The 2742-nt window shown below is 45.1% G+C and carries 2 protein-coding genes; one reads left to right on the top strand and one right to left on the bottom strand.

The window, feature by feature from the left end:
• Positions 1-133 precede the first annotated feature (133 nt).
• A complete protein-coding gene (gene cas1, locus VN429_RS07710; protein ID WP_325631717.1) occupies positions 134-1081 on the top strand; it encodes a CRISPR-associated endonuclease Cas1 in 948 nt (315 codons plus the stop codon).
• Between the two features lie 70 nt (positions 1082-1151).
• Here cas1 and VN429_RS07715 read toward each other — a convergent pair.
• The coding region (locus VN429_RS07715) for a DEAD/DEAH box helicase (RefSeq protein ID WP_325631720.1) at positions 1152-2742 on the bottom strand (1591 nt) is incomplete at its 5' end.

Consider the following 2742-nt stretch of genomic DNA (forward strand, 5'->3'; position numbering starts at 1 on the left):
TCCAAACTTTCAAGCCCATAAATTGAATATACATCGTATCTAATGAAAAATAAAAGTTTCACTTCATAAAATCGCCCCGGATAAAAAATATGTTCTCATACGATAGGTCATTGACCTCATACACAGGTATACCATGAACCACACAACTGGATATCCAATATGGAAGGTTGTAGCGGGGCATGGATCACACATAAAGGCAACCCGGGAAATCCTTTCGATTCAGTACCATGGCGCTACTACCGATATCCCACTCACTGATCTCGATCATTTGATGATCATGGGAGGGCATCAGATTCAGACATCAGCGATCACAACTCTTCTAAACAATCACATCTTTATTTCATTTCTTGAATCTGATGGCGAACCAGCTGGGTATCTGAAACCCTATGGATATACAATGGACGAGACCATTCGGGATAATCAAGCCCGGGCTGCACCCTTCAGTTATGCTCTTGCCTGTGCAAAAGGAGTGGTACGTCAACGGATGCTGACTATTGAACGCTGGAATGAAGAAGGAGACGGAAAAATTCTCTTCAGCGGTGAACTGGACATACTCAATCAAGCAGCAGATGAACTTGACAGTCTTATAAAAATTGATGAAATAAGCAGAGTTGACAGGCTCATTGGTGATATGTACTATGAGATTATGAGCAGATTGATTTCACCGGACCTGAACTATAAAAGAAGAACAAGCAGACCATACCGTGATCCGGTTAATGCTATTCTCTCCTTTGGATATGCTATGCTCACCACAGACTGCACAAGGACACTCATCGGAGTGCATCTCGATCCAGATCAGGGTATGCTTAACCGGGGAAAGCGATCTTTGGCAACCGATCTTGTAAACTGCTGGAAGACCAGGATGATTGATCTCGTAACTCTTGATCTGATTAATACCGGAGAAATCAGAGAAGATTCATATGAATGCGGGGAAAAACGCTGCATCCTTTCAGAGATGCTCATTCGAAGACTGATTGAAGAGTACCAACATAGTATCAGACAGGATGTTATCGATACACAGGTCAGAACATTGGTTGAAGCAATAAACGGAAACTCAAACTTTCAAATTCACAGATTTTAAGTACAGTATTAATGGATAGACCAAAAAATAAAGAGAAAGAGAGAGAATTTGATTAAAAGGTTCGGCTAAATTATTGCTGGCGTGGTTTAGCCGGGCTGACACCGATTCTGACTCCCCTGATCTCTGCTCCATCAAGCCGGGAAATTACCCGGTTTACATACGATGATGGGATCTGAACAAAGGAATATGCAGGGTACATCTGGATATCTCCCACTGCACGTTCAGGCATGTTACATGCTGAAGATACTGCATAAACAATATCGCGAGGACTGAATCCATCTTTGCGTCCTGCAGAGATAAATAACCGGGCTGAACCAGGTTGCTCTGAGAATTCACCACCCGCTACCTCGTTCGCACCAGAAGATCCAGTGTAGGCACTCTTTTCTTTCAGGAATGCAGCAGCCAGCTGTACCGGATCAAACCCTTCTGCAACGAGACTCTCGATTACTTCCTGGTATTTTGTGAGGTCTTCACTTCCAATAACAGTCTTAATCTTGGATATTGTCTCTTTTGCCCGTGCTTCTGCAATCTCTGCAGCAGTTGGGATAGACATTCGGTGCATGTGTGTGTTGGTCTGCCGCTGGATATCCTTCATCCTCCAACGGTCGCGTGGCATAACAAAGCTTACCGATTTTCCACCTTTACCAGCCCTGGCTGTCCGCCCAATCCGGTGAATATAGTACTCAATGTCCTGGGGAAGATCATAATTGAAGACCATCTCAACATCTTCAACATCAATACCACGGGCTGCTACATCACTGGCAACAAGAATACTGATAGACCCATGTCGGAATCCACCCATTACACGATCTCGCTCACGCTGTTTCATGTCACCATGAAGAGCTTCTGCAAGATACCCTTGAGCTTTTAGTTTGCTTGCAATGAGATCTACCATCCTACGGGTATTGGCAAAAACCATTGCCCTGGAAGGTGTGTGCCGATCAAGTAGCCTGAAGAGAGCATCATCTTTAGCTGCTTCAACCAGTTCAATGAAATATTGATCAATTCCCGGACCAGTCAGTTCTTTGTGAGCAATCCGGACCATTTCAGGATCACGCTGGTATCTGCGTGATATCTGAAGTATTGGTTTTGGAAGAGTTGCTGAGAAAATAACAGTCTGTCTTTCACGGGGAACGTATGAAAGAATACTTTCAATGTCTGGCCTGAAACCCATGTCAAGCATCTGATCAGCCTCATCAAGAACAACAAGATGGACATTGGAAAGGCTGAGGGTCGTGCGCGCAATATGATCCAGAATACGTCCAGGAGTTCCGATACAAATGTGAATTCCGCGTTTTAATTCACGAATCTGGCCATCAATCGCCTGACCGCCATATATCGGAAGTACATGTATATCTTTTCTGTATTTGAGAAGGCGGGTGTATTCAGCAGCGATCTGCACACAAAGTTCTCTGGTTGGACAAAGGACAAGGACCTGAACTGCCCTGAGTTCCTCCTTGCATCGTTCGATGCCCGGGATTGCATACGCTGCTGTCTTCCCGGTACCGGTTTGAGCCTGGCCGGCAATGTCCTGCCCGGCCATGAGGAGAGGGATCGCCTGTTTTTGTATCGGCGTGGGTTCTTCAAATCCCATATCGGAGAGGGCACGAAGAATAGGTGGCGAGAGATCTAGGTCCGAAAAAGAGGATATAGTCATCCCA

This window comes from Methanospirillum sp., from assembly GCF_035560735.1.
In the GTDB taxonomy this organism is placed as follows: Archaea; Halobacteriota; Methanomicrobia; order Methanomicrobiales; family Methanospirillaceae; genus Methanospirillum.

Bases quoted from the DNA above. Each gene is read 5' to 3' on its own strand.
- cas1 (WP_325631717.1), top strand. From the start codon at position 134: ATGAACCACACAACTGGATATCCAATATGGAAGGTTGTAGCGGGGCAT.